At 41.6% G+C, this 22,147-nt stretch carries 27 protein-coding genes, 3 pseudogenes and 2 riboswitches; of the genes and pseudogenes, 10 read left to right on the top strand and 20 right to left on the bottom strand.

Annotated features, from left to right (window positions below; all coding sequences use genetic code 11):
• Positions 1–2: 2 nt before the first annotated feature.
• Both ETB99_RS12930 and ETB99_RS12925 read right to left on the bottom strand, forming a co-directional pair.
• The gene (locus ETB99_RS12930; protein WP_171700772.1) at positions 3–1,256 is read right to left on the bottom strand and encodes an ATP-binding protein; all 1,254 of its coding nucleotides are present in this window, start codon (positions 1,254–1,256) and stop codon (positions 3–5) included.
• An 18-nt stretch (positions 1,257–1,274) separates the two neighbouring features.
• Positions 1,275–1,517, bottom strand: coding sequence for a YueH family protein (locus ETB99_RS12925; RefSeq protein WP_006321639.1), 243 nt, complete (start codon positions 1,515–1,517; stop codon positions 1,275–1,277).
• A gap of 256 nt (positions 1,518–1,773) precedes the next feature.
• Here ETB99_RS12925 and ETB99_RS12920 point away from each other — a divergent pair, with 256 nt between their 5' ends.
• Complete coding sequence (locus tag ETB99_RS12920) at positions 1,774–2,298, top strand: sigma-70 family RNA polymerase sigma factor (protein WP_077429829.1); 525 nt, start codon at positions 1,774–1,776, stop codon at positions 2,296–2,298.
• Here ETB99_RS12920 and ETB99_RS12915 read toward each other — a convergent pair.
• Positions 2,225–2,425, bottom strand: a complete 201-nt coding sequence (locus ETB99_RS12915; protein WP_077429830.1) for a hypothetical protein — start codon at positions 2,423–2,425, stop codon at positions 2,225–2,227. The two genes, ETB99_RS12920 and ETB99_RS12915, sit on opposite strands and share 74 nt — an antisense overlap.
• Before the next feature lie 142 nt (positions 2,426–2,567).
• Between ETB99_RS12915 and ETB99_RS12910 the strand changes: the two genes are divergently transcribed.
• Both ETB99_RS12910 and ETB99_RS12905 read left to right on the top strand, forming a co-directional pair.
• On the top strand, positions 2,568–2,927 hold the full coding sequence (locus tag ETB99_RS12910) for a hypothetical protein (protein WP_171700771.1): 360 nt from the start codon (positions 2,568–2,570) through the stop codon (positions 2,925–2,927).
• A gap of 88 nt (positions 2,928–3,015) precedes the next feature.
• Positions 3,016–3,192 carry a YkvS family protein gene (locus ETB99_RS12905; RefSeq protein ID WP_003396733.1) on the top strand — a complete coding sequence of 59 codons (177 nt, stop codon included), beginning with the start codon at positions 3,016–3,018 and terminating at the stop codon, positions 3,190–3,192.
• Positions 3,193–3,207: 15 nt separating this feature from the next.
• Here ETB99_RS12905 and ETB99_RS12900 read toward each other — a convergent pair whose 3' ends face one another.
• The 7 genes and pseudogenes from ETB99_RS12900 to queC form a co-directional block, all read right to left on the bottom strand.
• Entirely contained in the window at positions 3,208–3,942 is a 735-nt protein-coding gene (locus ETB99_RS12900) for an oxidoreductase (RefSeq protein ID WP_198936696.1), read from the bottom strand.
• Positions 3,943–4,015: 73 nt separating this feature from the next.
• A pseudogene (gene queF / locus ETB99_RS12895) lies at positions 4,016–4,345 on the bottom strand (preQ(1) synthase); the annotation flags it as partial.
• A 131-nt stretch (positions 4,346–4,476) separates the two neighbouring features.
• Positions 4,477–5,379: a hypothetical protein gene (locus ETB99_RS12890; protein WP_003396739.1), complete on the bottom strand. Its 903-nt coding sequence runs from the start codon at positions 5,377–5,379 to the stop codon at positions 4,477–4,479.
• Between the two features lie 138 nt (positions 5,380–5,517).
• A pseudogene (locus tag ETB99_RS12885) lies at positions 5,518–5,679 on the bottom strand (preQ(1) synthase); the annotation flags it as partial.
• Between the two features lie 18 nt (positions 5,680–5,697).
• Positions 5,698–6,420 (bottom strand): 7-carboxy-7-deazaguanine synthase QueE, encoded by a 723-nt coding sequence (queE, locus tag ETB99_RS12880; protein WP_171700770.1) that lies wholly within the window; start codon positions 6,418–6,420, stop codon positions 5,698–5,700.
• A complete protein-coding gene (queD, locus tag ETB99_RS12875; protein ID WP_077429832.1) occupies positions 6,420–6,857 on the bottom strand; it encodes a 6-carboxytetrahydropterin synthase QueD in 438 nt (145 codons plus the stop codon). The genes queE and queD overlap by 1 nt, the downstream gene beginning before the upstream one ends.
• Entirely contained in the window at positions 6,854–7,519 is a 666-nt protein-coding gene (gene queC / locus ETB99_RS12870; RefSeq protein WP_006321632.1) for a 7-cyano-7-deazaguanine synthase QueC, read from the bottom strand. Before queC ends, queD begins: the two co-directional genes overlap by 4 nt.
• A gap of 76 nt (positions 7,520–7,595) precedes the next feature.
• Positions 7,596–7,640: riboswitch (PreQ1 riboswitch) on the bottom strand.
• Positions 7,641–7,779: 139 nt separating this feature from the next.
• Between queC and phoU the strand changes: the two genes are divergently transcribed.
• Together phoU and ETB99_RS12860 are read left to right on the top strand one after the other, a co-directional pair.
• Complete coding sequence (gene phoU, locus ETB99_RS12865; protein ID WP_077429834.1) at positions 7,780–8,439, top strand: phosphate signaling complex protein PhoU; 660 nt, start codon at positions 7,780–7,782, stop codon at positions 8,437–8,439.
• A 93-nt stretch (positions 8,440–8,532) separates the two neighbouring features.
• Positions 8,533–9,135: a hypothetical protein gene (locus ETB99_RS12860; RefSeq protein WP_171700769.1), complete on the top strand. Its 603-nt coding sequence runs from the start codon at positions 8,533–8,535 to the stop codon at positions 9,133–9,135.
• Positions 9,136–9,181: 46 nt separating this feature from the next.
• Here the strand turns inward: ETB99_RS12860 and ETB99_RS15110 are convergent, their stop codons facing one another.
• Entirely contained in the window at positions 9,182–9,295 is a 114-nt protein-coding gene (locus ETB99_RS15110; RefSeq protein ID WP_226373835.1) for a DUF6254 family protein, read from the bottom strand.
• A 106-nt stretch (positions 9,296–9,401) separates the two neighbouring features.
• On the opposite strand from ETB99_RS15110, the gene ETB99_RS12855 reads away from it, so the two are divergent.
• Positions 9,402–11,015, top strand: coding sequence for a methyl-accepting chemotaxis protein (locus tag ETB99_RS12855; RefSeq protein ID WP_171700768.1), 1,614 nt, complete (start codon positions 9,402–9,404; stop codon positions 11,013–11,015).
• Positions 11,016–11,083: 68 nt separating this feature from the next.
• Here ETB99_RS12855 and tnpB read toward each other — a convergent pair whose 3' ends face one another.
• On the bottom strand, positions 11,084–12,205 hold the full coding sequence (gene tnpB, locus ETB99_RS12850) for an IS200/IS605 family element RNA-guided endonuclease TnpB (protein ID WP_171700767.1): 1,122 nt from the start codon (positions 12,203–12,205) through the stop codon (positions 11,084–11,086).
• A gap of 88 nt (positions 12,206–12,293) precedes the next feature.
• On the opposite strand from tnpB, the gene ETB99_RS12845 reads away from it, so the two are divergent.
• Complete coding sequence (locus ETB99_RS12845) at positions 12,294–12,446, top strand: ribbon-helix-helix domain-containing protein (protein ID WP_171700766.1); 153 nt, start codon at positions 12,294–12,296, stop codon at positions 12,444–12,446.
• 98 nt (positions 12,447–12,544) lie between these two features.
• On the opposite strand, the gene ETB99_RS12840 is transcribed toward ETB99_RS12845, so the two are convergent.
• From ETB99_RS12840 to ETB99_RS12830, 3 genes are all read right to left on the bottom strand, one after another.
• The gene (locus tag ETB99_RS12840; RefSeq protein ID WP_129000000.1) at positions 12,545–13,003 is read right to left on the bottom strand and encodes a hypothetical protein; all 459 of its coding nucleotides are present in this window, start codon (positions 13,001–13,003) and stop codon (positions 12,545–12,547) included.
• A 42-nt stretch (positions 13,004–13,045) separates the two neighbouring features.
• Positions 13,046–14,041, bottom strand: a complete 996-nt coding sequence (locus ETB99_RS12835) for a YkvI family membrane protein (RefSeq protein WP_006321627.1) — start codon at positions 14,039–14,041, stop codon at positions 13,046–13,048.
• Between the two features lie 75 nt (positions 14,042–14,116).
• Entirely contained in the window at positions 14,117–14,491 is a 375-nt protein-coding gene (locus ETB99_RS12830) for a FixH family protein (protein WP_077429838.1), read from the bottom strand.
• A gap of 76 nt (positions 14,492–14,567) precedes the next feature.
• Between ETB99_RS12830 and ETB99_RS12825 the strand changes: the two genes are divergently transcribed.
• Complete coding sequence (locus ETB99_RS12825; protein ID WP_253263638.1) at positions 14,568–15,455, top strand: YncE family protein; 888 nt, start codon at positions 14,568–14,570, stop codon at positions 15,453–15,455.
• 24 nt (positions 15,456–15,479) lie between these two features.
• Entirely contained in the window at positions 15,480–15,764 is a 285-nt protein-coding gene (locus tag ETB99_RS12820; protein WP_171700765.1) for an MspI family type II restriction endonuclease, read from the top strand.
• 89 nt (positions 15,765–15,853) lie between these two features.
• Here ETB99_RS12820 and ETB99_RS12815 read toward each other — a convergent pair whose 3' ends face one another.
• Positions 15,854–17,944, bottom strand: coding sequence for an ATP-dependent Clp protease ATP-binding subunit (locus tag ETB99_RS12815; protein ID WP_171700764.1), 2,091 nt, complete (start codon positions 17,942–17,944; stop codon positions 15,854–15,856).
• A 124-nt stretch (positions 17,945–18,068) separates the two neighbouring features.
• Positions 18,069–18,215 (bottom strand): annotated as a pseudogene (locus ETB99_RS15105) (TetR/AcrR family transcriptional regulator); the annotation flags it as partial.
• Positions 18,216–18,327: 112 nt separating this feature from the next.
• A riboswitch (Lysine riboswitch) is annotated at positions 18,328–18,506 on the top strand.
• Between the two features lie 129 nt (positions 18,507–18,635).
• Between ETB99_RS15105 and ETB99_RS12810 the strand changes: the two are divergent.
• Positions 18,636–20,057, top strand: coding sequence for an amino acid permease (locus tag ETB99_RS12810; RefSeq protein WP_171700763.1), 1,422 nt, complete (start codon positions 18,636–18,638; stop codon positions 20,055–20,057).
• Between the two features lie 44 nt (positions 20,058–20,101).
• Here ETB99_RS12810 and ETB99_RS12805 read toward each other — a convergent pair whose 3' ends face one another.
• The 3 genes from ETB99_RS12805 to ETB99_RS12795 are packed head-to-tail and all read right to left on the bottom strand — an operon-like array spanning position 20,102 to position 21,963.
• A complete protein-coding gene (locus tag ETB99_RS12805; RefSeq protein WP_171700762.1) occupies positions 20,102–20,692 on the bottom strand; it encodes a membrane lipoprotein lipid attachment site-containing protein in 591 nt (196 codons plus the stop codon).
• Positions 20,693–20,710: 18 nt separating this feature from the next.
• Positions 20,711–21,391 (bottom strand): matrixin family metalloprotease, encoded by a 681-nt coding sequence (locus ETB99_RS12800; RefSeq protein WP_171700761.1) that lies wholly within the window; start codon positions 21,389–21,391, stop codon positions 20,711–20,713.
• 50 nt (positions 21,392–21,441) lie between these two features.
• A complete protein-coding gene (locus ETB99_RS12795; protein ID WP_171700760.1) occupies positions 21,442–21,963 on the bottom strand; it encodes a hypothetical protein in 522 nt (173 codons plus the stop codon).
• Positions 21,964–22,147 lie beyond the last annotated feature (184 nt).

Genomic DNA, 22,147 nt, shown 5'->3' with positions numbered 1-22,147 from the left:
TTTTAAGACGGGTCTTTACATGTTGGCAACATGATCTGAACCCGCGTCCCTTTGCCGACTTTGCTTTCTATTTGCATCGTGCCTTTATGTTCATGAATGATTTTCATGCTCGTCGTCAAACCAAGCCCCATCCCTTTTTCTTTTAACGTATAAAACGGTTCGCCGATATGTTTTAAACGCTCTTGTTCAATACCTTTTCCTGTATCTTCGACGATGACATACACGCAGTCAGCTTCATCTTTGGCGGAGATGGTGAGCGTTCCTCCTCTTGGCATCGCTTCTAATGCATTTTTCACGACGTTCACAAACACTTGGATGAGTTCATTTTTATCTCCGTATACGACGGCAGACGTGCGCGGCTCGTATTTTAGTTGTACGTTTTGTAAAATCGCTTCGTACGTAAACAACCCAACGACATATTCGAGCACATCGTGCAAAGCGAACGGTTTATACGCTTTCATTTGCGGTTTCGCAAGTACGAGCAACTGGCTGACGATTTGGTTGACACGTTCAATTTCATCTAACATAATTTGCACGAAACGTTCGTCTACTTCTTTCGTCTCTTTCATCATTTGTAAAAAGCCTTTAATGGACGTTAACGGATTGCGAATTTCATGGGCGATGCCCGCTGCCAACTCTCCAATAACCGACAGCTTTTCTTTTTTCAACAACAGCTGCTCAGCAACTTTTTGTTGTGTAATGTCGCGTCCGATGACGACAAGTCCTTTGCGTTTGCCGTTTTCATGAAATAGTGGCACTTTAATAACGTCAAACGTTTTCATTTCACCGTTTGGCATCGGAAACGATTCTTCTGCGCGCGTTACTGTTTTTGCTCGCCACGCTTCTTCATCGGAATCAATGCAATAAAGCAACGCTTCGCGAAAATGAGGAGTGTATTCCGCAAGCTCGGCATCGGTTTTTCCTTTGTAATCGACGTGCTCAAGCCCGTACAGTTTTAAACCGAAATCGTTAACCCTTAACCAGCGGCCTTGTCCATCTTTAAATGATACGAAATCAGGCATCGCATGGATGAGCGTTAACAATTCTTTCTCGCTTTCGCTCATTTGCTTTAACTGGCGATGTTTTTTTAAAGCGATATACATAAATACCGCAGATAAAATAACAAAAAGTGCACCTTTGAACGTCTGAACGTACGGTTTCATATGTGGTGGAATCGGTAACAGTTCTACGTAAAAGTCTGTCAATACAATCCAAACGATACTTACGACAACATACAGGGAAACAGCGTATTTCATCTAGCAACGAAACCTTCCTTACATTTCTCTCATCCATTGCGCGAGCTTCATCGCAAGTGGCAACACATGCTCTTCGTCTAATACGTTCGCAAGCGATTGTTGCAAGCGTAATTCAATATTTGCTAAATCGTCATAAGTGACATGGATCGACCATTCTAAATAAGGAATGGCGACAACGATATATTGTTCTTTTTTATTTTCGTAAATGTACACGTTTTGTTGCAAAGATGGTGAATCAATCATTGTTTTTCTTATTTTCATGTTGCTCAAGCCTTTCCATTTTTTATTATCATAACACAAAAAATTCCCATTGTTCAAAGCATTTTTTTAGGCAAATGCACCATTTTCCGCTCTTTCTCCCCCTCATTTTCTGTATTTCCCTAAGGGAAACGCTGCGTATGCCTAACATAAACGGGGCATTTTTTTCTATTTTCTCTTTCGCGCAACGCAGGTGTGTTTGATAAGCTACATGTAACCGCGGAATACGTGAAGGCGCGCCTTTGAGAAAGGGATATATATGTCGTTTGAAACGGTTGTTGAACAATATCGTCCACTTATTTTTTACATCATTCGCAAATTACATATTCGTCGTCATGTCGATGAATATGTGCAAATCGGTTTGATCGCGCTTTGGGAAGCATATGAACGATACGACGAAACGAAAGGTTCATTTTGTACGTTTGCGTTTAAAATGATTCGTTGGCGCATCGTATCACAGCTACGGAAAGAAACGAAACACGAATACGTTCCGTTGCTAGATGACTATGTGCTAAAAGAAAATGTCGATTTTTTGTCGGACATGTTCATTCAAGATGCGTTGTCTTATTTATCGCCACGCGAGCAAATTTGGCTCGTTCGCCATGTAATTGAAGGGAAAACATTCAAACAAATTGCCGCTGAAGAAGGCGTCACCGTCAATGCCGTCAAACAATGGCGCATGTCTGCTGTAAAAAAGTTAAAGCCATACGTCAACTGCGCGGCTGATCCATGTAGTAATACACGACATCGCCACCGCGCTGTGCTACGCCGCGAAAATGTTTAAAATCTTCTTGTTGGACGAGCACATGACGAAACGTTAAAAAATGTTCTTTTTTTACAAGCGCATGCGGAATATTTCGTGTGCGCAATTGTTCAATCAGTTGCTTTGCTTCTTGTTCAGTCACGTTCATCCCTCCTTTCTTTGTTTTAACGCGCTTCACTATACATGTCAATACGATGTGCGAATGCCTAATTTTGTCATACTGACACACGTCTATAAAAAATGCACATACAATGTTGGTGGATTCTAAATGAAAGAAAGGAAGATGGACAATGAATGACTGGAATATGTATGACCCGTTTCGCGCTGATCAACAAATGCCACAACAAACACAACAAATGCCACAAATGATGCCGGGCGATTGCGGTTGTGGTATGCCGATGGGACCGATGTGGCCAATGGGGCAAATGATGCCACAACAAATGCAACCGATGCCGATGCCGCAAATGATGCCACAACAAATGCAGCCGATGCCAATGCCGCAAATGATGCCACAACAAATGCAACCGATGCCGATGCCGCAAATGATGCCACAACAAATGCAGCCGATGCCAATGCCGCAAATGATGCCAGACGGTTGCGGTGCACCGATGTGGCCACCAATGCCAATGCCGTATGGGCCACAGCGTTAAAAATAGTTGAAAATGCCCTTTACGAACGAGGAAAAATCATGCAAAATAGAAAAAAGGTTTAAAAATTCAAAAGTAAAGGGGATTTTCAATGAAAAAAGCGCAAATTGGCGACGTCATTGAATTTAAAAATGGGTTGCGGGGGATCGTTGAAAAAGTAAACGAAAATTCCGTCATTGTCGATTTAACGTACATGGAAAACTATAAAGAACTCGACTTGCAAGAACGGACGGTCGTCAACCATAAAAATTACAAAATTGTTGAGTAATGAAAAGAGGGCTGCTTATTGTTGATGAGACAGCCCTCTTTGTTGTTCACATTGCCCTTTCATCTCGCTACATTCGTAAATATATACACCTTGCTTTTCCGAAAGCGCGGCACGATACATCGCTTCCGCCACTTGCTTAGCTGCAATCGGTTTATATTTTTCCCATTTGCCAACGAATGCAAATGAAAAACCGGAACATAGCCATTCCGCTGTTTTTTCGCCGAGGCGAAATTCTTGTCGCTCTCCTGTTAATAACGATGGTCGGAAAATGTGAAGCGAGCGAATCGTCAGTCGCTGCAACGCCTCTTCCGTTTCTCCTTTGACGCGGTTGTAAAAAAACATCGAATGCGGGTGCGCGCCGATCGCAGAAACGAATAAAAACGTTTTAACATGGCATTTTTCTGCTAGTTTTGCGGCACGTAACGTATATTCGTAATCGACTTTAATGAATTGCTGTTTTGTTTTTGCTTTTTTCATCGTCGTACCTAAACAGCTAAATACGTCGTCCACATGAAAATATTCTTCATATTGTTCAATTCGGTCAAAATCGACGATGACTTGTTGTAATTTTTCGTGTTTGCATGCCATCGGCTTTCGAACAAGCACCGTCACTCGTTCATAATGCTCTGAACGAAGCAATCGTTGGAGAAGTTCTCCTCCGACTAATCCGCTTGCCCCGATCACAAGAGCCGTTCTCTGTCTCAAATGAAGACCCCCCAAACGAAAAAAAGGTTCGTAACAATTTGTCATTATATACCCGTTTACGAAAAAAAACTAGCTATCTTTTGTGAATTTTTTAAGGCTGGCTTATAAGCCAGCCCCATTAACGATTATCGACTTTTTCTGGATATAAATCGTGGTTTAATAGGCGATATTCCGCCATTTGTTCATATTTCGTTCCCGGGCGTCCCCAGTTGCAATATGGGTCGATCGAAATGCCGCCGCGCGGTGTAAATTTGCCCCATACTTCAATGTAGCGCGGCTCCATGACGCGAATTAAATCGTTCATAATAATATTGACACAATCTTCATGGAAATCACCATGATTGCGGAAGCTAAATAAATATAACTTCAACGACTTACTTTCGACACATTTTTTATCAGGAATGTAACTAATGTAAATAGTGGCAAAATCTGGTTGTCCGGTTTTTGGCAACTGCTTTTTGTAGAGCAGGTGGACTATATCTTATTCTTACTCGACTGCGATATCGAATAAGAACCCTTGCGCTTCCACCACGATACTTTCATCGTGATGTACTCTACTCTCTTCCTTTATCACTACTTTCACTCGCTTCGTGATAAAGTGATTTCGATAGTCTCTGCACCTTCCTTAAAGAAAAAGGCTGTATACATCGCACTTTCTTCTTTAAGGCTTGGCTCAGGGTTGGAGAAATAGGGTTCTAATAAATGGATAAGACGATTCTCTTCTTGCATCCTCATATAGTAATTCTCTTGTCGATGGATATTGCGATGACATGAAGAACATAAACATTGGTAAATTTCACTAAAGTTTTCTTTATGAAATTTATGCATTTCTGAAATGACAGACAGTGTGTCTAAACAATTACGCTTATCTAAATAAAAGCAAATAGCATCAAAAATTTTTGTAAAAGATAGAAGATGATGTCCATTACAAGTAATGGATCTGATTCCACAGCACTCACAAGTATAGTCTTTTTCAATAACTATATATCTATTCCAAGTGTCAAGAACATACTCTTTCACGCTAAGACGATCAATGTGTTTATAGACCTGAGAACTGTAAAATCCTCCTTTCCAATTCGAATTATTTTTTCCTCTTTGTTTTTTGGATAGATTTTCTTTAAATTCCTCCGATCTTTTCACATCTTTATTTGAAGCAGAAATTTTATTTTTTATTTCTTGAGCCTTCTCTTTACCATAAATATCCTCGTAGCTTTTCCCTTTATACATAATCTCTGCTTTTCTTTTATTAGAAATCGAATATCTTTCCTTTTTCCTCTTCACTATGTTTTCAAAAACATCTAATCCGTACTCCGCAATAATCCTTTCTTTTTCCGAGTGCCTAGGTAGCCCGTGAATCTGCCTCCACCTTTCAAGACTAGACCAATCCATACCTAATTCAATGGACAGCTCATGAATACTCTTCCCAATGTAAATAAACTGCTCAGTAAACCATTCCTTATCTCTCCAAGGTGTACCGTACAATACAAACACCCTTTCACGAACAAATATTCCTATGCTTGTATTGTACATAAAAATTCAGATAATTCCAACCCTTTTTTCTCTTCCCCTGAATTCACAAGGTTTAGCCGACAGTGTCACCACTGAAGTGTGCCCTCATTGACACAAGCTCGTGAACTCCGGACAGTTAAATTTTACAAAGTAGTCGCGATCTGGATGTTTGTTGTCGAACACTTCTAAAATGTCAGGACTATATTCGAATACATATTTCGTTCCTTGGTTGCCAAGAAGTGTGACGCCTTGTAATTCCTCTTCTTTTCTCATGATTCCTTCCTCCTTTATTTATACGCCGCGGCGATTGCCCCATAATAACGTGTGTAGTTGTGGCAAGACGCGGACGTTGTTCATCTCTTTAGACTGTACTACTTTGTCAACGAGCCATTCAAGTTTTTGCAATAATTGAAGGCGAAGCGTAACGTCATCCGCTTCGTGTATGTGATCGTTTCCGACTTGTACGTAAAACGGGACGGTTGGATAGCGTTGATGCACATGTTTGGCGTATGCAAAATCTTCATCGTCAAACACGACAACTTTTAAGCTCACATGCCCGCGATGCGCTGTGAGTCGTTCCATTATCGTATCAAGCATTGTAAAATTTGTTTTCATATTTGAACTTGGCGGCTTTGGTGAAATCGTTAAATCGTCAATGTCATAAAACCAATCTTGCCATACGCTCCCTTGCGTTTCTAAGCCGATGCGCATGTTATGTTCTTTTAATAATGAAATAAGAGCACGAAGTCCTTTTAATAACGCTGGGTTGCCTCCAGAAATCGTCACGTGGTTAAAACGGTCACCACCAAGTTGTTTCAGCTGTTGCCAAATGTCTTCAGCCGTCATTTGCTTTACTTCGTCTTTTGCAGAACCGTCCCACGTAAACGATGAATCGCACCAGCGACAACGATAATCGCATCCGGCGGTGCGCACGAACATCGTTTTTTGTCCGATGACCATCCCTTCCCCTTGAATCGTTGGTCCGAACACTTCAATGACGGGAATGCGCTCCATTATTGTTTCCCTGCTTTCGGACGATATACGACATAGCTTGTCGGGGACTCCCGCACAAACACTTGGACACACGTCGGTTTGTTTGGCAACGTGTCTAAATGTTGTTGCACGATTTCAGCAATTTTGCGCGCTACGACTTCTGTCGTCGGAAAATGTTCCGCCTGCGTGTTGCTAAATACATCGGTATGATCGTTCATTAACGTATGGTCAAAACGATTGTGGATAAGTTTTTTTAACTGTTGAAAGTTAATTAAAAAACCGGAATCATCCAGCTCGTCACCGGCAACGGTAATGTTGATAAAATACGTATGTCCGTGCAAGTTCGCACATTGCCCGGCCGCTTCATGTGGAATAAAGTGCGCCGCCGCGATTTGCATATCTTTATTTAGCTCATAGCGAAACGGATGAATGACTTGCGGATAAATTTGTTGGATCATCGCACATTTGCTCCTTTCTTTTCATTCATATATTGGTCAAGACCGCGTTTGCGCAACACGCACGCTGGACATTCGCCGCACCCGTCAGCGATGATGCCGTTATAGCACGTGAGCGTCTTATTGCGCACGAACTCAAGCGCACCTAACTCATCTGCAAGCTTCCACGTTTCCGCTTTATTGAGCCACATAAGCGGCGTATGAATGACAAATTCGTAATCCATCGCTAAATTTAGCGTCACGTTTAACGATTTAATAAATACGTCGCGACAGTCCGGATAGCCGCTAAAATCCGTTTCGCACACCCCTGTCACGAGATGGCGTGCTCCTTTTTGTTTTGCCAGCACCGCCGCAAATGATAAAAACAATAAATTGCGTCCATCGACAAACGTGGACGGCAATTGTCCTTCTTTTTGCTCGATTGCTATATCGCTTCTTGTAAGCGCATTTGGTGCGAGCTGATTTAATAGCGACATATCAAGCACCGTATGGGGTACGTTCAGCTCTTTAGCAATCGAAGCGGCAACGTCAATTTCAAGTCGATGTCGTTGGTTATAGTCAAACGTCACCGCTTCCACTTCAGCAAAATGTTTTTTCGCCCAAAATAAACACGTTGTGCTATCTTGGCCACCGCTGAAAACAACAACTGCTTTTTCCTTTTTCATCTTTCGCTCTCCTTTCTAACATCGTAAGAAGAAAGAGCGTTCTAAAACAAAAACGCTATACCCCCTAAGGACATAGCGATCCCTAGTTTTTTTATAGAGGGTGTTCTAGAACCTCTCCTACGCCAGCAGCGTAGAATTCTTCTTCAATTGTACGCCTAACAATATACCATAAAACATATATTCATTCTATAAAAAAATTATGCTTTATTTGTGAACGGTTTTCAGGATATAATAACAACAAAAAAGTTAGGTGATTCAACATGACAAAACGTTCTACTTTTGACGCTGCACTTCAACAGCTGCGCGAAAAATTAATGACAATGGTATCTGCCTCTCAACAGGCGCTCCATGAATCAATTGAAGCGTTAAAAACGCAAAATATCGCAAAAGCGGATGAAATTATTGAAAACGATAAAAAAATTAACGAGCTTGAACGAGAAATTAACGAACTGGCGATTATGACGATTTTAAAACAACAACCAGTCGCATCTGACTTACGGCGGTTAATTGTCGCCCTCAAAATTTCATCGGATGTCGAACGTATTGGTGACATTGCGGTTAATATCGCCAAATCGGTGAAATTTATCGGCACAGAGCCACACGTGAAACCGATCGTTCACATTCCTGAAATGGCAGCAATCGTCAATGAAATGTTAGATCATGCGCTTCATGCGTTCCATAACGATGATATTGAAGAAGCGAAACGCATTGCGCTTGAAGATGATCGCGTAGATGAGTTGCAAGGAAAAATTATTCAAGAATTAATCAACTTAATGAGCGAAAAACCTGAGTTTACAAACCAAATTACGCAATTGTCGTTTGTGACGCGCAATTTAGAGCGCGCTGGCGACCATGTAACAAACATCGCTGAAAATATTTTATATAGCGTCAAGGGAATTCGTATTGATTTGAATTATTAAACATTTAGGTGCCTCATATTAGTTTGAGGCATCTTTTTTTATCGCTTTCTTTTTTATGCGATGATATAATGTTGTCGGGGGAGGTGAGTAAACATGGGTGATATGCTCAAACGTATTTTCGATGAGCTCGCATCGTTGCGCGAACACATGGCTACAAAAGACGATATCGCCAGCATCGAACAACGTATGGCTACAAAAGATGATATCGCCGCCATGGACAAGCGTATCGAACACATGGCTACAAAAGACGATATCGCCAGCATCGAACAACGTATGGCTACAAAAGATGATATCACTAGCATCGAACAACGTATGGCCACGAAAGATGACATCGCCAGCATCGAACAACGCATGGCTACAAAAGACGATATCGCCAGCATCGAACAACGTATGGCCACGAAAGACGATATCGCCAGCATCGAACAACGTATGGCTACGAAAGACGATATCGCCAGCATCGAACAACGTATGGCCACGAAAGATGACATCGCAGATCTTCCTCTCATTAAACAAGCTGTATTTGAAATACTAGAAGCAGTCAATGAAATCCCAACGATCAAGCAAAACCTCGCTGACATGTCCGAGAAACTTGAAGATGTCATCGCAACCCAAGCACGACACGAGCTCGCGATTCAGTCGCTTGCTGTTCGATCACTTGTACATGAAAACGAAATTCGTGCACTAAAAGCAAAATAACGATGCAAAAGGCTGTCACAAACTTCCTTGGGACAGCCTTTTCCATTTATTTTTCCTCTTTTGCTAGTTGTTCAAACGACTTCACTTTCCCGTTCGGTTCATTTTGCGCTTGCTTACGAACGGTCCATTGTCGCTCTTTTTGTCGTTTCGATTGAGTCATTGTGCCACCTCCCCTTTTTATCATTTGTTCCTTTTTCTTTTTTATGACTTTTTTATTGTTTGAAAATTGTGTATATTTTAGATGAGGAGAAAAGGGGGAGAGGAAATTGCTACAATCAAAACAAGCAAAAAAAGCGTTACAAAAAGTGCAACGGGTCGCGAAAGAAGTCAAACGAGCGACTCGATTCGATCAACCGCTCGCTCAACAGCTCGATTCGTTGCGCGCTATATTAGACCGTCATCTCGATCGCGATGAATATTTCGTCATCGTCGATGAAGACGGGCGCAGCCTCGTGCATACAAATCGATTACGCGAAGGCATTTTGTTTGATGACGAAGTAGGAAAAAAATCTGCAACGACCACTACTCCACTGTTGCAACTGTATAAACGAAATACAGGCGAAGTGCTCATCGACGCTGCTTGTCCGCTGTTCGAACAAAATGGAAAGCGCTTTAATTTACGAATGGGCCGTTTAATTCATCAGCCGTATATGGAAATGTGGCTTGGCGCCATCGTTTTATTGCCAGTCGCCGCTCTTTTTATCGTTGCCCTTCTCATGCGAATGCCACTAAAACAAACGTTTATGCTTGTTGTCGGGACAGGCATCGTTGGGTTTGTCGTTTCTTTTTCGTTTTATCGCATCATCATGAATCGACTGCGCGCTTGGTATCACGTCACGCGCGCTGTATCATCGGGACAGTTGCAGGAAGAAGTGAAAACGGTCGGCAAGCGCAATGCGTTTCATCAAATCGGCTATGAAATTAATAAAGTCATTCTCGGCTTGCGCATGATTTTACAACAAATCGCCAAAGCAACGCGTTCCGTTGAGCATGTAAGCGATGAACAAAAACAAGAAGCGAAACGCATTGCGGAAGCGTTCGATGAAGTATCCGCGACGATGGAAACGTTTCGTGAAGGTGCGCAAAAGCAAACAGCGTTCGTCGACGAAGCAAAACAGCGCATTCAAACGATGCTTCAATATATGCATACCGTCCAAACAGACATCGAACAAGTCGTGAAAAGCGCACAATCGACATTTGACGCCGCACAAACAGGATATCACGATATGCAAACGATCGAAAAACAAATGAAAGAAACGAAACAACAAATGAACGACACCGCCCAAGGCATTCAATCGGTCGCAAAAGAAGCGGACGCGTTAATCCAAAAAGTATCCGCCATTACCGCCATTGCGGAACAAACGAACATGTTGGCATTAAACGCTTCCATTGAAGCTGCCCGCGCAGGAGAGTCCGGAAAAGGATTTGCGGTTGTCGCTTCTGAAGTACGTAAACTCGCCGAGCATACGAACGCTTTCGCATCTGAAATTTTGTCGTCGCTTGCGAATACACATCATCAATTGTCAAACGTAGCAAACGCCGTGACGAAACAGGCGAATACAATCGATGAAACAACGATTTCACTAACAAAAATGACCGAAAGTCTCGCTCACTTTCAAACGATGTCGCATGAATTGCACGCCTTAATTCAACGAAATCGAACGCTTATGCAACAAACGACAAAAGAAGGCAACGAGCTACATGAAGCAATCACAGACATTTACACGATCGCCAACGACTTTACAAAAGTCGTTCACGAAACGACAAGCGGTCTTGAACAACAAGCGATGAGCGTCCATCAACTTGCGAAAGAAGCAGCCGTGTTGGCGAAAAACGTCAATCAGCTGAAACAAATTTTACATCGGTTTGGCGTGGATTGAACTACTCCCACTTTCACTTCGCTTAGAAGTGGGAGATTCCTACGAACTTCGCTCTACCGAGCGAATATTTAGTAGGCTATCCCCGTCGTTCCAACGGTTAATCGCAAGGCTTCCTTGCGAAGATTTAAACTTACGTTCACATCTCGGTCGTGATGAGTATGGCACACAGGACATTCCCATTCACGCAAAGCAAGATGTTTCACGTCTTTGTTTTGATAGCCACAGCACGAACAAAGCTGACTAGACGGAAAGTTTTTTGCTACGGTTACGATCTGTTTCCCATACCATCTAGCTTTGTATTCGATCATGGCTTTAAACGTTGACCAAGATACCTCTTGAATCGCTTTTGCAAGGTTATGATTTTTTAGCATATGGCTTACAGACAAATCTTCCATCCCGATGATGTCGTGGTTTTTGACAATCTCGGTGGAAATTTTGTGTAAGTAATCATGTCGTGCATTTGTCATTTTTTCGTGCAATCGTGCAACTTTTATTCGTTGCTTATTCCAATTCGAGCCACCTTTTTTTCGTCTGGAAAGAATACGTTGTGCTTTTGCTAGCTGTTCTTCCAGCTTGCGAAACCATTTCGGGTTGGCGTACTTTGTTCCATCTGAAAGAATAGCAAATTCTTTCAAGCCGACATCAATGCCAACGGCCGAATTAGTTTTAGGTAACTCTTGTACTTCTGTTTCAACAAGAATGGACACAAAGTATTTCCCACTCGGATTTCGTCTAATCGTAGCAGACAAGATGCGCCCTTCTACTTCACGACTTTTCGCAAAACGAACAAGGCCAAGTTTAGGTAGCTTGATATGCTTATCTAGCACAGCAATATTTCCATTTGTGTATCTAGTCGTATAGGATTGTACAGGATTCTTTTTAGACTTGAAACGCGGCTTGTCGTTTTGCTTCTTAAAGAAACGAGAATAAGCATCATCCAGATGCTTGAGTGAAGATTGAAGTGCGATACTATCCACTTCTTTTAACCAAGTGAATTGTTTCTTTAATTGCGTCAATTGAGAAGAACAAGCGTTGTAAGTTAATCCTTTACCTGTTTCTTGATAGGTTTCATTCCATTTTTCTAAAAAGTGGTTAAACACAAATCGACTACAACCAAAAGTTTTAGCAATCAGGATTTCTTGTTCTTTATTTGGATAGATACGAAATTTATATGCTTTGTTGATCAACATTGACTTTCACCTCCTTAATTATGTATTATTATAATATACATTGATTATATCATGTATTATTTTAACACACAATATGGAGGTTAAAAAAATGTCTCAAGTTTTGAATATGCGTTATCCAAAAGAATTATTGAAACGAATTGACGAGTTTAAAGAAAAGAAGGGTTTCACAACTCGCACCCAAACAATTATTTATCTTATTCAATATGCACTTGAACAGTTGGACAATAGAGATGGTAAGTAGTCACCCCTTGTTCAAAGACGATTCATCTCCCACCTACTCACTTTCGTTCCTTGAGGTGGGAGTATTCTCGCCTAAAGCAATAAAGAGAAAAGGCGAGCCTAATGTGCATTGGCTCGCTCTTTTTTTGTATGATACATATATGCCAAAATGCCGATCATTAAAATAAAAAGAAGTAAAAACGTATTCCCTGCTTCTAAACTAGCTGCAACGCTACACCCGAAACAAAAGAGAAGCGGCGTTTTCAGCCACTCTTCACCGCTAAATAACCACCATTCCAACAAACCGATCGTAAACGCCAATACGTACATCGTTCCGTCATGAAACAAAACATAACCGCCAAATGCAAGCGCGCCCATCCATAATGCGATCGCTGCTGGCAAGAAAAGAAACGCTTCGTGTTCACGTACACCGCGCTTCAACACATATATATGAACGATAAGTCCAAAGGAAAAAACAATAAGAGGCCATACACGTGCATCGTACCATTGAATGATGTGAAATGTCTCAAGTGTAAATACAATAAGCAAAGCTACAATAGCGATAACCGTTTGCCGCATGAGATCACCCCCTTACATTCAATGTACTACATTTCGTTTTTTCTAGCTAGGCATTTTTCGATAGAAAAGTAAGAAAATAAAGATGATACTAACATACCCAAACAAAGGGTACAATACGGTTAAAAGCGCATGATACCCGACTAAACTAAACGCATACATCATAAGTAAAAGCACGATGAGAACAAAGATCGGCGTTTGAGAAAAAAGCGCCAATTTCCGATGTAATCCGAATACGCCCGCGATAAACGAAGTGAAAATTTCACCATAAATAATGACGACATATAGCCCGTAAAACGATGTGAGCGAACGTTTCACGACTTCCGCCATCGGAATGCTGTAAGATGGCAAATTAGGAAGTAAAGAAAGCGCGAAATGACTGCTAAATAAAATAAACATAAGCAATATGCCGCCAAGCCATCCCCCAAGGCGAATCGCCCGTTCATCTTTTACTTCGGTTGCAAGCGGAACGAGCACAACTTGTGCCATCGCTAAATTAAACGCCACATACGCAAACGGGGAAAAAAACGCGGCAAGCGGTGGCTTCGTCCAGACGATGTCGCTTTCATTTATGAGCGCAATCGACAAACTAAAAATAATCATAAGCGGCACAACGACCATATTGACGCTTAAAATACCATTTAAACCGAACAACATCGTCACAAACGCAAGCAACATCGTAAACAAAAGCCCGACATGCGCTGGCATATGAAGCTGTTCTTCAAACACCGCCCCTGCTCCCGACAACATAACAGACGTCACGCTAAATAGCACAACAAACATAAACAAATTGACAACTGCGCTCATTTTTCCGAACAAATAGGCGTTGAATTGCTCATATGACCGCGCTTGAAGCCGATTTGCCATCACCATTAAACGCGTCCCGAAAAAAATAAATAGACCTCCGCTTCCTGCAATCATGACCGTCCCAATTGCTCCGTATTGCGTAAAAAACTGTACAATTTCTTTTCCTGTCGCAAATCCAGCCCCGACTACCGTTCCGACATATACAAACGCAATTTGAATCGCCCGCATCCACATACGCTCTCCCCCACTCGTCCATTTTTTCTATATATATATATGAAAAAAAACGGCGAATATTTTCCGCCGTTTTTCTTATTCCACTACTACATCAACTTTTGGCATATTGTGCATATTTTTCGCTGTCACATGTGCGACGACGGCATACGTCCCTTTCGTTTCAAACGTATAGCGCGCGACATATTTCCCATCACCGACATGTTTTCCTTCTAACATTTGCCGATTTTCTTCTCCATGCTTCCACACTTCAAACTTCACTTCCGATGCATCGGTCACTTTTTCGTCACCGTATGTCACAAAACATGCAAGCTCGACTTCTTCATTCACCGGAAGCTTTTCTTCTACCGCCATTTTGACGTCTAAATACGCCAGCTCTTCTTCTTCTGCTTTGTTTGCACAACCTGCCACAACAAGCAAAGCGAAGACAAACAACAACAACCACTTTTTCATTTTAATCCCCTTCCATGTTACAATAATTTCACAAAATCATCACAATCATTTGCTACAATGATGATACATATACACGATGGAGGATGCGTACGATGCAAGTTCGTTTCTTTTTTTGCTTATCATCGTCGTTTTATTGGCAAGCTGCACACCAGAGACGTACACCCCAATTCCCCGAAACAAATCGGTCGTTGGGGTCGTCAATATAAAGGAGCAAAGCTTATCCTTCGTTGATTATAACACAAAAAAAACGATGGCAACATGGAAGATGAAAAATCCGGTAACGAAAGCCATCCTCCTTCCTGATGGCGATACGGTCATGTTGTTTGGACAAGACATGGATGAAATGATGATGTACACGCTATCGACAGGGAAAGAGAAAAAACGTTGGCGCGTAAACAAAGGGGTTACCGATGTGCTCGTCACAAAACACGAATTGCTCGTTGTGAACGAAAAAGACGGAACGGTATCGGTCATGACGTTCGACGGAAAAGTAAAAGAGACGATCGCTACTCCCCCCTCCCCTTTTTCCATCGTCGCCGACGACAAACATCGGCAATGGATTGTCATTCATTTTAAAGACGGAGCAATCTCATTCATTGATCAGGCGACAAAACGAGTGAAACGAACGGTCGATACGCTCGATTTTGCGGTCAGCGGCTTAGTTGTTGCTGAAACGGATGAACTATGGGTCGGTGGACATGGGAGCGGAGCGTATATTCAGCAAGAAGCGTATGTTCATTCGCTTGTCGACGGACGGTTGCTTGCGCGTGTGAAGGCAGAAACGATGCCGATTCAATTTTCGCAAACGAGCGAAGCGGTATATGTACTTTGTCACGGTTCAAAATCGTCAAACTGCACGGCGGCTCGATTCGTTTTGAAAGCGAACGAGGGAAAGGAACGACAGTATACGTGCAATTGCCGCTATACGATGCGATATAGTACAACAGACTTATCCCATGATTAGGAGGACACGGCGCGATGAAATTACATGCTATTCCTAAAAATAATGGAAAATGAACTCCCTAACCTCAATAAAAAATTAGCACAATGGACTTATGCAGGAATTGGCGGATATGGAAATCAAAAGATTCATTGGGCAAATTATATCATTGTTTTCAAAAATGATACCAAGACACTTGAAATGGAAAAAATAGATGTTTATATTACAAAGATATTACAAAATGTAGAAGGACAAATGGGTACTTCTTTTCAATGGACCTATCCATCTAAGAAAAAAGGAAAATCCATACAGCTAAAAGGAAAGATTACTTAATTTTTCGATGAATAAATATATTACGTGTGTGCACATCGTTAAGAAGAAACAAGGTGCCCCACTTGCTTTTGGGACACCTTTTTTCTGTTTTATTTGCCTTTTTCAGCATGAACGACGATGCGATCGTCTTTTACATCGATGTGGATCGTGCGCACATCATGCTCATCAAGCAGCACGTCGGCAATTTGATCTTCGACATGTTCTTGCATGACGCGGCGGAGCGGACGAGCACCGAACGTTGGATGATAGCCGAGTTCAGCTAATTTTTCTTTCGCTTTGTCGCTAATCGTCATCGTGATATGTTGTTCATCAAGCGTGCGTTGCAATTCCGCAAGCATAAGGTCAACGATTTGCAACATATGCGTTTTTTCAAGCGGTTTAAATTCAATGATCGCATCGAGACGGTTTAAAAATTCCGGCTTAAAGTATAGGCTGAGGCGTTGAAGCAAGTCGCCTTGGCCGTTCGTACCGGCGTTTGATGTCATGATGATGACCGTATCTTTAAAGCTGACGGTGCGACCTTGGCTATCTGTTAAACGACCGTCTTCTAAAATTTGCAAGAACATATGTTGTACATCTGGGTGCGCTTTTTCCATTTCGTCAAGCAAGATGATGCTGTAAGGATTGCGGCGCACTTTTTCCGTCAATTGCCCAGCTTCCTCATGACCGACATAGCCAGGAGGTGCACCGATCAGTTTGGCGACCGCATGTTTTTCCATATATTCGCTCATATCTAAACGAATCATCGCATCTTTTGAGCCGAATAATTGTTCTGCAAGCGTCTTCGATAATTCTGTTTTACCGACGCCAGTCGGACCGACGAATAAGAACGAACCGATCGGACGGTTTTTCGCTTTCAAGCCAGCGCGGCTTCTACGAATGGCTTTCGCGATTTTTCTCACCGCTTCTTCTTGCCCGATCACTTTTTTCGCTAAGTTTTCTTCTAAATGTTTCATTTTCGTTTGTTCCTCAGCTTGTAATTTGCCGACTGGAATGCCTGTTTTTTCTTCAATGATTTGTTGAATATGGGCGACATCGACGATCGGTTGTTCAGCTTGTCCGTTTTGTTGCAATTGTTTTTCAAGCTGTAATTCTTCGGTGCGTAATTTTGCTGCAAGTTCGTAGTTTTCTTCTTGGGCGGCTTTTTCTTTTTCTTTTTTGATTTGCTCGAGACGTTGTTCGATCGCTTCTTTATTTGTCGGTGTCGCTTTTAAGCTTACTTTTGAGCCCGCTTCGTCTAGTAAGTCAATCGCTTTGTCAGGGAGGAAGCGATCTTGAATGTAGCGATGTGACAATGTGACGCAGGCGTGAATCGCTTCATCTGTATATTTCACTTGATGGAATTGTTCGTATTTTGGCTGAATGCCTTTTAACATGTTAATCGCCTGTTCGATCGTCGGTTCATGAACGATGACCGGTTGGAAACGGCGTTCAAGCGCAGCGTCTTTTTCGATTTGACGATATTCTTTTAACGTTGTTGCGCCGATGATTTGTAATTCGCCGCGAGCAAGCGTCGGTTTTAAAATGTTGCTTGCATCCATCGAGCCTTCTGCCGAACCCGCTCCGACGAGTAAATGAATTTCGTCGATGAATAAGATGACGTTTTTCCGTTGTTGCAATTCGGCAATTAATTGTTTCATCCGCTCTTCAAATTGACCGCGAATGCCTGTATTGGCAACGAGCGATGCAACGTCAAGCACGTACACTTCTTTATTTAACAATTTCGTCGGAACAGACCCTTCGGCAATTTTAAGCGCTAATCCTTCTACGATCGCCGTTTTACCGACACCTGGTTCACCGATTAATACCGGGTTGTTTTTGTTGCGGCGATTTAAAATTTCGATGACGCGTTCAATTTCTTTTTCGCGTCCGATAACCGGATCGATAAGTCCTGCTTTCGCAAGTTGTGTTAAGTTGCGACCGAATTGATCAAGCAATCCGTTTCGCTTCGGTTGTTCTTGGTGTATTTGTTGCTCGATATGGGAATGTTCTGTAAGCGGTGCGAAAAAGTCGGAGAACCATTGGTCGAGACGATCGAAGTGGAATCCTGCTGGCACTTTTAATTGTTGTTTTTGCTTTGCATAGCACGCATCGCAAAGGTGTAATTGTTGTTTTTCATTGTTTACTTGTACGTGTAAAAAGACGTTTGCTTTATTTTGTTTACATGCTTGGCACATCATAGGCACCAACCTCCTTTTGACTTTGACTATATTTGATCTTTCTGTCTTTATTATAATTTGACCTTCTTTGACTTTCAAGACCTTTTTTAAAAAAAATAAAAAAACATGATAGAAAAATGCCCTATCATGTTTTCGTCAACCCATTCATCAAAAACTGAATCGTCCGCTCGATCTCTTGTTCATCATCCCACGGATAATCCGGCATGACGATAAAGCGCGTTAATAAAAAACCGGCAATTGTCGTGATCGTTAGCCGAATAATTGTTTCCGGCTATTCCGTTCCCTTCTTGTAAATATGTGCTAAAAATTTTTTCGTTGACGAAAGGAAAAGATTTTTGTACGATAGTAACGTCAATTGCATACGAAATCTTTCTCGTCAACTAAGATGAGATAGAGGTCGCGGCAAATAAGAGTAGTTTCATGGAGACGCAGAGACGTCGATGAAGTGAGATGAAAGGATTTGTCGCCGAAGTTTATAGCGTGCTCTGGCGCTATAAGCTGGGTCTGTTGCCGAATAGGCGCAGGACTGTCATCGCGCATGCGGTGGAGAGCTATCGATCTTAAGTTTGATGCGGATGTGTCATATATTGTGCACCCGTTGAAAACTTAGGGTGCACTTTTTTATTTTTCGTATGACAACAGCCCTCCGCCCGCCTGCGTCGCCATAATCATGAATGAAAGGATGACGAACATGAAACAACAACAACTCGGGTTTTGGTTATTGACAGCGCTCGTTGTCGGCAATATGGTCGGATCGGGCATTTTTATGCTTCCGCGCTCGCTTGCTGAGGCGGCAAGCCCCGCCGGCGTGCTGCTCGGATGGCTAATCACAGGGGCTGGCGTGCTCACGATCGCCATCATTTTTGGCAATTTAGCTATTCGTAAACCGGAATTAAACGGCGGACCGCAAATTTACGCGAAGGAACTGTTTCCGAAAGGTTCAAAAGCATCCATTTTATCCGGTTTTATGGCTTCTTGGGGCTATTGGATCGGCAACGTCGCTGGAAACGTTGCGATCATTACGACGTTTGCTAGTTATTTATCGACGTTTTTCCCTATTTTAACGAGCGGACATGTCGTGTTTTCCATCGGTTCATTTACGTTAAAACTTGGACATTTGCTGACGTTTCTCGTTTGTACGTCGCTTTTATGGGTGATGCATACAATTATTTTACAAGGGGTAGAAAGTGCTGGGAAATTAAACTTTTTAGCAACAGCAACGAAAGTGCTCGGCTTTTTCCTTTTTATTATCATCGGATTGTTTGCATTTGAAAAAAGTTATGTTGATCCGTTTATTGCCCCGCGCTACGATGAAGCTGGCCATACTCTCGGTCTTCTTTCGCAAATCAACAACGTTGCGTTAAGTACGCTTTGGGCATTTATCGGCATTGAATCAGCGATCGTATTCGCCTCACGGGCGCGTAAACAAAGCGACGTAAAGCGCGCAACAATCGCCGGTTTATTGATCGCCTTAGCCATTTACATCGGCATTAGCGTGCTCGTCATGGGCATGTTAAAGCAAGATGTGCTCATTCAATCGGAAAAGCCGCTCGTTGATGCGATCGGCACAGTGTTAGGCCCGATCGGATCGCAGCTTTTGGCAGGACTTGGTTTAATTAGTTTAATCGGCTCAACGCTCGGCTGGATTTTTTTAAGTGCCGAAGTGCCGTATCAAGCGGCAAAACAAGGATTATTTATTCGTGCCTTTTTACAAGAAAACAACAAAGGCATGCCGCGCTTTTCTTTACTTGTTTCAAACATGATTTCGCAACTATTTATTTTTTCAACAATTTCAAACTCGATGGCGGCCGCGTTTGATTTTGTCATTTACATTGCGACGTTATCATATCTCGTTCCGTATGTCATTGCCTCGACGTTCCAGTTTAAGCTCGTCTGGACAGGCGAAACGTATGTGACGATGAAAGAGCGAATGACAGACGGTGTGATCGCTCTACTTGCGACGATGTATTCCATTTGGCTCGTCAAAGCAGGAACGGCCGATATGAAAACATTTTTGCTCGGCGTCGCCTTGCTTGCAAGCAGCTTGTTGTTTTATCCGCTACTTCTTAAACAACAAAGCGAACATAAAACGAAACAAAAACAGTCGGCATAACAAAACCCCCGTCCATTTGGCGGGGGTTCATAGTCTCACCATCTTTATTCTTTATATTTTTTTCTTGCCTCTTCAAATATTCGGTTTAGTTTTTCTATTTGTTTATTATTTGCTTGCTTACTACTGTTCAAATGACCGTCGTATTCGATTTGATTACTAGCTAACGGCACCTTTCCATAATATACACCTTTGATTGTATACTCATCATGTGTCGTACTTTTTCTTAAAAACAAAAGATAGCTTTTATTATCCTTCATCAACTGATACCCTGCTGAACCATACAATGTATTTGTTTCTTTATCAAACGCGCCATTTTCGATAACTTTGATAACATCCCCTTTATCTAACTCGTATCCTTTCTCATTTTTGAAAACTTTTTTGATTTCGATGTCACTGATTGTATAAAAACCCGTCACCATATCGCCGTCTTTATCAAAATGACTCTCTCCTTTTTTCTTCGTACCAATTAAAATAACTTCACTATCATTCTCCATTTCTCCTAAATAATCATACTCATCTATAATCTTTGATTCACTATGAACGTATTTTGTATGTACATTACTCGATCGAGACTCTATATTGTTACAAGCAGATAAAACTAAAATCGAAAATAAAAGAAAAGCAATCTTTTTCATTAAGCTACTCCCTTTCCGCTAATAGATAGCATTTATTCCATTCCAATCATCATTTTGCGGATACTCATCATTTAGAAAACCTTTCGAAAGCATGATAGCACGAACATCGTCTTCATGATCTAATCCTAAAGCATGCCCGATCTCATGAGCTGTTGTTTCTCTCGTTTGAACCCAAGATAACTTTTGAAAACCCGGTAAATAAATTCTCAACTGCGACTTATCGTATGTACAGTCCCAACAAGCAGTCGCTTGTCCTAGCCAGTTCACATTATAGTTGATGCAATCGGCAACGACAGAACCCATGTCCCTCGTACTAGCCCACCATTTGTAGTTAGCTTGGGAATCATCGTACGTTCTAGTCGTACCAATAAGGGAAGAACTATCAAACGCTTCTGAACCATAAACCGCTCTCGCTTCATAACCAGCTTGGATAACCGACGAATCAATCCAATATTTTAATGAGTTTGGGTTCCTATATTTCCCACCAAATAACTCATAAGCATACGTATTGCTACTAAAAATGAAATATAACATGATAATACACAAAAAAATAAATCGTCCCAAATTAGGAACCTGTCTTTTTCCTCCCGTAAACATTTTACCCATACCAAACCCGCTCCCCCTGACAATTTGTTGTTGTTTTAAATGATCATACCATTTTCTTTTTTTTTTTTGTAAACCGATTTTTGATTGGAACATATTTCCATACTCTACAACATAACAAAGCCCCCGTCCATTTGGCGGGGGTATTACGAATTTCTACGACGATGCTTTTTCAAAGTTAGAGACGAAAGTGTCGTACCCCTTCCCCTTCTCAATCTCCCTCCTATTTTGCTAAATGAATCTATCCTTTCTTCAAAAAACAGCCTATGATGTGATGCTAAAAATAGTGTAAGATAGTCCTGAAAATTACGTTCCTTTAATTCGCTATTACTTTCCCATTCATAATATTTAATGGATGTAAAAAAATTATAGATGTCCTTATTTCTTAAAATTTCGATGGCTAAATCGTTTCTTTTTTTCTTTCCTTTTAATTTTCTTGCAACGAGTTCTTGTTCATTCAATCCATCTGGAACAACCTCATTTTTAATAATTTGTCGCACAACACCTAGCAACAAATCTGTTAACTCAATACCAATCTCCTCACGTTTTTGTTTTAATGAACACTCTATTACACTAAATTGTTCACCACGATACATTGACTGAATGTTTAACTGTTCTATATACATGCACCTTAAAACCATGACTTCTGTATGAACACCTTTTTTCATGGCTATACTGCTCCTAAATATTTCTATACAAAAGGAGCGGAATTGGCATGAAACGTTTGAAAATCACAAATGATCACGGTTGGACACCTCGAACACTTCGGAAACAAGAACGGAAAATCAAAGATGCTTCTCTTCGCGTTCGGGTGACCGCTGTTCGTCTTGTCATGGAAGGTCACCTCGGTAA

It is taken from the genome of Anoxybacillus sp. CHMUD (assembly GCF_013096965.1).
In the GTDB taxonomy this organism is placed as follows: domain Bacteria; phylum Bacillota; class Bacilli; order Bacillales; family Anoxybacillaceae; genus Anoxybacillus; species Anoxybacillus kestanbolensis_A.
This window is presented reverse-complemented; position numbering and strand designations above follow the sequence as displayed.

What these genes read in the sequence shown, in the direction of transcription:
- ETB99_RS12825 (WP_253263638.1), top strand. Translation starts at nt 14,568, where the DNA reads ATGGAGGATGCGTACGATGCAAGTTCGTTTCTTTTTTTGCTTATCATC.
- ETB99_RS12930 (WP_171700772.1), bottom strand. Translation starts at nt 1,256, where the DNA reads ATGAAATACGCTGTTTCCCTGTATGTTGTCGTAAGTATCGTTTGGATT.
- queC (WP_006321632.1), bottom strand. Translation starts at nt 7,519, where the DNA reads ATGAAAAAGGAAAAAGCAGTTGTTGTTTTCAGCGGTGGCCAAGATAGC.
- phoU (WP_077429834.1), top strand. Translation starts at nt 7,780, where the DNA reads ATGACAAAACGTTCTACTTTTGACGCTGCACTTCAACAGCTGCGCGAA.
- ETB99_RS12845 (WP_171700766.1), top strand. Translation starts at nt 12,294, where the DNA reads ATGTCTCAAGTTTTGAATATGCGTTATCCAAAAGAATTATTGAAACGA.
- queD (WP_077429832.1), bottom strand. Translation starts at nt 6,857, where the DNA reads ATGATCCAACAAATTTATCCGCAAGTCATTCATCCGTTTCGCTATGAG.
- ETB99_RS12805 (WP_171700762.1), bottom strand. Translation starts at nt 20,692, where the DNA reads ATGAAAAAGATTGCTTTTCTTTTATTTTCGATTTTAGTTTTATCTGCT.
- ETB99_RS12795 (WP_171700760.1), bottom strand. Translation starts at nt 21,963, where the DNA reads ATGAAAAAAGGTGTTCATACAGAAGTCATGGTTTTAAGGTGCATGTAT.
- ETB99_RS12905 (WP_003396733.1), top strand. Translation starts at nt 3,016, where the DNA reads ATGAAAAAAGCGCAAATTGGCGACGTCATTGAATTTAAAAATGGGTTG.
- ETB99_RS12920 (WP_077429829.1), top strand. Translation starts at nt 1,774, where the DNA reads ATGTCGTTTGAAACGGTTGTTGAACAATATCGTCCACTTATTTTTTAC.
- ETB99_RS12925 (WP_006321639.1), bottom strand. Translation starts at nt 1,517, where the DNA reads ATGAAAATAAGAAAAACAATGATTGATTCACCATCTTTGCAACAAAAC.
- queE (WP_171700770.1), bottom strand. Translation starts at nt 6,420, where the DNA reads ATGGAGCGCATTCCCGTCATTGAAGTGTTCGGACCAACGATTCAAGGG.
- ETB99_RS12910 (WP_171700771.1), top strand. Translation starts at nt 2,568, where the DNA reads ATGAATGACTGGAATATGTATGACCCGTTTCGCGCTGATCAACAAATG.
- ETB99_RS15110 (WP_226373835.1), bottom strand. Translation starts at nt 9,295, where the DNA reads ATGACTCAATCGAAACGACAAAAAGAGCGACAATGGACCGTTCGTAAG.
- ETB99_RS12915 (WP_077429830.1), bottom strand. Translation starts at nt 2,425, where the DNA reads ATGAACGTGACTGAACAAGAAGCAAAGCAACTGATTGAACAATTGCGC.
- ETB99_RS12815 (WP_171700764.1), bottom strand. Translation starts at nt 17,944, where the DNA reads ATGATGTGCCAAGCATGTAAACAAAATAAAGCAAACGTCTTTTTACAC.
- ETB99_RS12840 (WP_129000000.1), bottom strand. Translation starts at nt 13,003, where the DNA reads ATGCGGCAAACGGTTATCGCTATTGTAGCTTTGCTTATTGTATTTACA.
- ETB99_RS12820 (WP_171700765.1), top strand. Translation starts at nt 15,480, where the DNA reads ATGCTATTCCTAAAAATAATGGAAAATGAACTCCCTAACCTCAATAAA.
- ETB99_RS12900 (WP_198936696.1), bottom strand. Translation starts at nt 3,942, where the DNA reads ATGACAAATTGTTACGAACCTTTTTTTCGTTTGGGGGGTCTTCATTTG.
- ETB99_RS12835 (WP_006321627.1), bottom strand. Translation starts at nt 14,041, where the DNA reads ATGTGGATGCGGGCGATTCAAATTGCGTTTGTATATGTCGGAACGGTA.
- tnpB (WP_171700767.1), bottom strand. Translation starts at nt 12,205, where the DNA reads ATGTTGATCAACAAAGCATATAAATTTCGTATCTATCCAAATAAAGAA.
- ETB99_RS12860 (WP_171700769.1), top strand. Translation starts at nt 8,533, where the DNA reads ATGGGTGATATGCTCAAACGTATTTTCGATGAGCTCGCATCGTTGCGC.
- ETB99_RS12810 (WP_171700763.1), top strand. Translation starts at nt 18,636, where the DNA reads ATGAAACAACAACAACTCGGGTTTTGGTTATTGACAGCGCTCGTTGTC.
- ETB99_RS12830 (WP_077429838.1), bottom strand. Translation starts at nt 14,491, where the DNA reads ATGAAAAAGTGGTTGTTGTTGTTTGTCTTCGCTTTGCTTGTTGTGGCA.
- ETB99_RS12800 (WP_171700761.1), bottom strand. Translation starts at nt 21,391, where the DNA reads ATGTTCCAATCAAAAATCGGTTTACAAAAAAAAAAAAGAAAATGGTAT.